Genomic DNA, 4,749 nt, shown 5'->3' on the forward strand with positions numbered 1-4,749 from the left:
ACAGCTTCCGTCGTTGGGGGCGTGCTCGGCACAACTATCGCAGGGACGAATGTCGGGCCGATCGAACCCTCTCCAGCCCGATGATTGGAGGCCAAAGTTTTTCGCCAATTCAGCAGAAGCTGACGTGAGATCCCGTACCGGCGAGCGGTCGCCGAAACCAGTCGTGGCCCCGCGAAGCTCTCCTCTACGATCCTGAGTTTCTCCGCACTCGTCCAGCGTCGCCGCCGACCGGTCTCCACCACCTCTATGCGGCTCAGCACCGCACTGTCCTTATGCACGTCCATAAGGACAGTCAGCTACGCAGCCGACCTTTTCACAAGGCGGCCTTGCTCGGGTGCGTACGATGCTAGCGGCTCGAACCAAGCTGGTGAATCTGCGGCGCGACCTCGACAACCAGATGCGCGGTCTGTGTAAGGGGCTGGGAATGGTGCTCGGCAGGGCCGGTTCGACCAACCTGGCTCGCAAAGTCAATGCCGTGCTTGACGAAGCGCCGGATCTACAAAATATCTTCGCGCCGCTACTCCTTGCCCAGTCCTGTTTGACCGAGCAAATTGAGACGTTTGATCGAGAACTCCTAGCAGCGGCAAATGGCGACCAAACTGTTCGGCGAATGATGACCGTTCCCGGTATCGGTCCCCTGACTGCCCTGTCCACGTCGTTAGCATCGATGACCCCACTCGCTCTAGACATTCGGCCGACGTTGGCGCCTATCTCGGCCTGACACCAAGACGTTATCAATCCGGCGAGATCGATCGCACTGGCCGCATCTCCAAGCGCGGAAACCACCAGGCTCGAACTTATTTGTTCGAGGCCGCGAATGTCCTGCTGACCGTTGTCAGACGAGGTTCTGCGCTCAAGCGCTGGGGCAGCAAGCTGGCCAAACGCATCGGCGCCAAAAAGGCGAAGGTTGCCGTGGCGCGCAAAATGGCTGTCATACTCCATGCCATCTGGACCGATGGCACCGAGTTCCAGGCAGAGATACGCACCGCATGAACCAGCCTTAAACCAACCGAGATCCGCCTTCGGCGGAACATGCGTCCCTGCCGGGACGAAGGTGTTGGCAATCTCGAAGTCGTCCCTGCGGGCGGTGACGCACCGCGCTCTTCATATCGAGATGCCGCACCTCTTGAACGCCATCATGCGGCGCTCCTGCATAGAGACGACCGCGGAAAGAACCATGAACCCGGCAGTGGATCATTTTTGTCGATCGGGGTTGACACCGTGCCCGCGATTAAAGAACGGACGACTAAATAACATTCCAGGCGCAAGCTGATCTTCATCGCAAGAACGCCGCTTAGTTTAGTTAGCGCAGTCCCGTACCTCAGTAGCGGCAGGGGATTGGCTGGCCTGAGCCGAGACCCTCGTTAGCGCCTTTGGGCCGCGGCTGCGCCTTTGGGAATTTTCGGCAGGTCCATGTGGGATCCCTTTGTAAGGTATGCTGTCGAGCAGATGTCCGATCAAGTTCAACCGGGCGCGGAGCTTGTCATCGGCCGGGACGATGTACCACGGCGTATCCGGCGTGTGGGTAGCATCGATCATGCGCTGGTAGGCCGCCGTATAATCCCACCAGCGCCGGACCGATTCGGTGTCCATGGGGCTCAGCTTCCAGTACTTGACCGGGTCTTTGATCCTAGCCTCGAACCGGCGCCGCTGTTCATCCTGACTGACATCAAGAAAGTACTTGCGCAAGATAATGCCCATATTGACGGCAATCTCTCGCTCGACCACAGGGGTGACGGCCAGGAAGCGTTCGTATTCCTCGTCGGTGCAGAAACCCATCACATGCTCGACCCCGGCGCGATTGTACCACGCGCGGTCGAACAGGATGATTTCGCCCGCCGCCGGGAAATGCGCGATGTACCGCTGGATGTAGACTTGCATCTTTTCACGAGAGGGGGTTGGCAATGCCACGTGCCGATAGACGCGCGGGATCGTGCGCGCGGTGATACGGCTGATCACGCCCCCCTTGCCGCCGTGTCGCGGCCCTCGAAAATCACGATGGCTCGCGCACGTTTGCGCTTAGACCCAAGTCTGCAGGCGTACCAGCTCTACTTGGAGTTTCGCGAGCTCCTTCTCGAATCCCTCACTACTCATCTTGCCGGATGCCGTAGTCACCTCGGTTGCCGCGTGCTTCTTTCGCACTGGAACGCTCCTTGTGCTCCACCGGGTTCTGTGCGGATCGCGTTCTGTAATCAGGTATTGTTCAGCCGCCGAAAATGATGCGTCGGAAGCGGTACAGCGCGACACCGAAAAACACAGCTCCGATGGCGAATGTGGCAACGATCTCCGGCCAAACAATGGACAGATCCGCCCCACGATAGAGCACGTCCTGGGCGAAGATAACAAAATGAGGCGTCGGGCTGATCACCAGCATGATGTGCTTCAACCAAATGGGCATGCTTTCCAACGGCGTCGTTGAGCCCGACAGCAGCATCATAAGGGATTACGAGCTCCTGATGGCGGAGTTGCAGGGAAATAATCCGAATCTCGCCCCCCGGACTCGGCTCGTGGATCCACTCACAGCCCACTATCATCTGCGCTTGGGTGGTGATAACGACATGCTCCGCGCACTTCAGCGCACCGTTTATGATCGGTATGGTAACGATACAGCCGACTTCTTGTTCCTGCCAGTGAACGATGCCAGCGCTACGGATCTTGATCGCCGCGGTACCCACTGGTCGCTGCTGCTGGTCGATCGACGTGACCGGGAAAGACCGGTCGCCTATCACTACGACTCCGGCCGGGGACGTAACAACGGGTTTGCCGCAACGCTTGCACAACGGCTGGGCGCCGGCCTGCAGCTAGCCCACATGGCCCCGCAACGGAACGGCCATGATTGCGGTGTCTTTGTTCTGGACGGCACGCGGGCGCTGGTCAGGCGATTGGCAGGAAGACGGCAGCCAGACTTCCAGAATCTTGGCAACCTCATCGCCAGTCGGCGGGCATTGCAAGAACGGCTGAGAGGCTGATTGTGAACCGGGCCTTTAATTGCGGTTTGGTGTCAAGTTGACATTTCTCATCCCCGCTTGCCTGAACGCCGACGGTGCCGTTTCTAAATGATCGCGAACTCGAAACATGTCCGCGCTCGCCTGCTGCTCCTCACTCTTCACGGCGGCAAAGTGCGTGGTGGGGCGCTGGGCTGCTTCGCAGATCGCTTTCTGCATCGGCCATAGCGTTTTTCCGGCGCTTAACAAAGGGCCTTACATAGGACGGCCAAATAGGGGCACTGCGCGGCCCAGTTTGCCAATCTCACGAGCCCAGTAATGGGCGCTGGCGCAGGCTTCCAGCGCATGCAGGCTGCTGGGCAAAGAAAGCCAGCACTTTGTCGCGAGCAGCTGTTTGCGGAAAACAACATCGCCGTCAGCACCAGCGGTTATGTCGCGGCCGTCGGCCGCGACCATTTTCGGCTGATGCATATCTGGTTAGGCTGTCTGGTTGCCGGCGCCGCATCGCCGCTGGACAAGCGCACTTGCTGCTCGCTCCGCCGCGCGGGCAGAGCCAAAGTGGTGGCCATCGAGGCTGTCAAAGACGCGCTCAGATGAAAAGAATCGAAAGCCGCGCTCTTCGCGAACGATGATGCCTGCTGTTCGATTCGATACTTCGATGACGTAGGCTTGGGACATAGGCGCTCAATTGCCGAAAACTCCGGCGCTCCGGTCTGATGATCGATTGATCTGGCTGGATTCGTCGATACGATTCAACAACAGACACCTGTCGCCGCCGAGACATAGCGATGCGGCATGCGGCTTCGCATGTCAGACATCTCACTTCCCCTTGCCCGTCCTCATTCCGGCGACCTCAACAGCACCAGCTGTCGTGAAAGAATATCAGGCGGGATAGCGCGACAATCAATGAAATGATTATCCAAAGTTCGAACATCAGCGCAACACAGCGTCCACGACCGAGCAAAAAGGAGCACATTTTTAACGAAGTCGTTGCAGGCGCTCTGGCAGATATGAATGGTAGCTCTACCGGGTGATGGCAAGTTTCAAATGCTCGGCAATCCTCAGCCGACCTGCGTTTGGCGGGTTCTGGTTCGTGGCCTCTGCTGCGGCTTGACAGGCGCTAGGCGCTTTCGAGAAATGATCGCCACAACTTCTGTGGACGTTAGCGTCAATGATCAGGTCCGAACTCGTTGAGCGTATCGCCGGCCGAAATCCGTGCCTTTATCAGCGCGATGTCGAGAACATTGTAAATGCAATTCTCGGCGAGATCGTTGCTGCGCTCGTGCGCGGAGGTCGGGTTGAGCTTCGTGCATTCGGAGTCTTTTCCAGCAAGCAACGGCGGGCTCGCACGAGCAAAAATCCGCGAACGGGCGAGCTCGTGCGAGTAGACAAAAAGCGCTTTCCGCTTTTCAAGGCCAGCAAGGAAATGCATGAGCGCTTGAACAGCGATGCGAGTCCGAAAGACGCGACTTTGCCATCCGAGGCAGTCCAAGGGTGACGTCCGGGCAATCTAGTGGCTCCGCACAGTGATTTTGACGGATTGGATTGAGGTGGTCAGATAAGTTCCGGCAGACACTTGGGATCGACGAGGACCTCGATACTGCGAGCTGTCCTTTGCTGCCTTTTAATGAGTCCAACTCGTTCCAGCGTCAGCACCATTTGATGAACCGAAGGCGGGCTGACGCGGAAATATTCCCTAATGTCGGCTTCTGCCGGAGGCCTGCGGTGCAGCTTCGTATAGAGGTGGATAAAAGCGAGGTATTGCCCCTGTTTGGTCGTGAAGGTTTTTGCCGAAGGACTCACG

9 protein-coding genes and 1 pseudogene are annotated in these 4,749 nt (G+C 58.1%); 4 read left to right on the top strand and 6 right to left on the bottom strand.

Translation table 11 applies throughout. The features are described 5' to 3' along the window. A partial coding sequence (locus K288_RS51745; RefSeq protein WP_152535970.1) for a transposase occupies positions 1–284 on the bottom strand: 284 nt, incomplete at its 3' end. An 83-nt stretch (positions 285–367) separates the two neighbouring features. Between K288_RS51745 and K288_RS50045 the strand changes: the two genes are divergently transcribed. Next, entirely contained in the window at positions 368–721 is a 354-nt protein-coding gene (locus K288_RS50045; RefSeq protein ID WP_152535971.1) for a hypothetical protein, read from the top strand. Positions 722–801: 80 nt separating this feature from the next. Then, positions 802–993: a hypothetical protein gene (locus K288_RS55330; protein ID WP_027584767.1), complete on the top strand. Its 192-nt coding sequence runs from the start codon at positions 802–804 to the stop codon at positions 991–993. 306 nt (positions 994–1,299) lie between these two features. Here K288_RS55330 and K288_RS48905 read toward each other — a convergent pair whose 3' ends face one another. Both K288_RS48905 and K288_RS51755 read right to left on the bottom strand, forming a co-directional pair. After that, positions 1,300–1,959, bottom strand: a complete 660-nt coding sequence (locus K288_RS48905) for a hypothetical protein (RefSeq protein ID WP_244443480.1) — start codon at positions 1,957–1,959, stop codon at positions 1,300–1,302. Positions 1,960–2,203: 244 nt separating this feature from the next. Beyond that, positions 2,204–2,374, bottom strand: a complete 171-nt coding sequence (locus K288_RS51755; RefSeq protein WP_201449822.1) for a hypothetical protein — start codon at positions 2,372–2,374, stop codon at positions 2,204–2,206. On the opposite strand from K288_RS51755, the gene K288_RS48910 reads away from it, so the two are divergent. Then, positions 2,373–2,969 (top strand): hypothetical protein, encoded by a 597-nt coding sequence (locus K288_RS48910; RefSeq protein WP_051335056.1) that lies wholly within the window; start codon positions 2,373–2,375, stop codon positions 2,967–2,969. The genes K288_RS51755 and K288_RS48910 overlap by 2 nt on opposite strands. A gap of 84 nt (positions 2,970–3,053) precedes the next feature. Here K288_RS48910 and K288_RS55335 read toward each other — a convergent pair. Both K288_RS55335 and K288_RS55340 read right to left on the bottom strand, forming a co-directional pair. Further along, a pseudogene (locus tag K288_RS55335) lies at positions 3,054–3,401 on the bottom strand (IS110 family transposase); the annotation flags it as partial. A gap of 21 nt (positions 3,402–3,422) precedes the next feature. After that, complete coding sequence (locus tag K288_RS55340) at positions 3,423–3,623, bottom strand: hypothetical protein (RefSeq protein WP_084800125.1); 201 nt, start codon at positions 3,621–3,623, stop codon at positions 3,423–3,425. 493 nt (positions 3,624–4,116) lie between these two features. Here K288_RS55340 and K288_RS51770 point away from each other — a divergent pair, with 493 nt between their 5' ends. Beyond that, positions 4,117–4,443, top strand: a complete 327-nt coding sequence (locus K288_RS51770; RefSeq protein WP_084800126.1) for an HU family DNA-binding protein — start codon at positions 4,117–4,119, stop codon at positions 4,441–4,443. Positions 4,444–4,499: 56 nt separating this feature from the next. Here the strand turns inward: K288_RS51770 and K288_RS0142520 are convergent, their stop codons facing one another. Next, entirely contained in the window at positions 4,500–4,748 is a 249-nt protein-coding gene (locus K288_RS0142520) for a MarR family winged helix-turn-helix transcriptional regulator (RefSeq protein WP_043162334.1), read from the bottom strand. Position 4,749 lies beyond the last annotated feature (1 nt).

This window comes from Bradyrhizobium sp. Ai1a-2 (genome assembly GCF_000426245.1).
Lineage (GTDB): Bacteria > Pseudomonadota > Alphaproteobacteria > Rhizobiales > Xanthobacteraceae > Bradyrhizobium.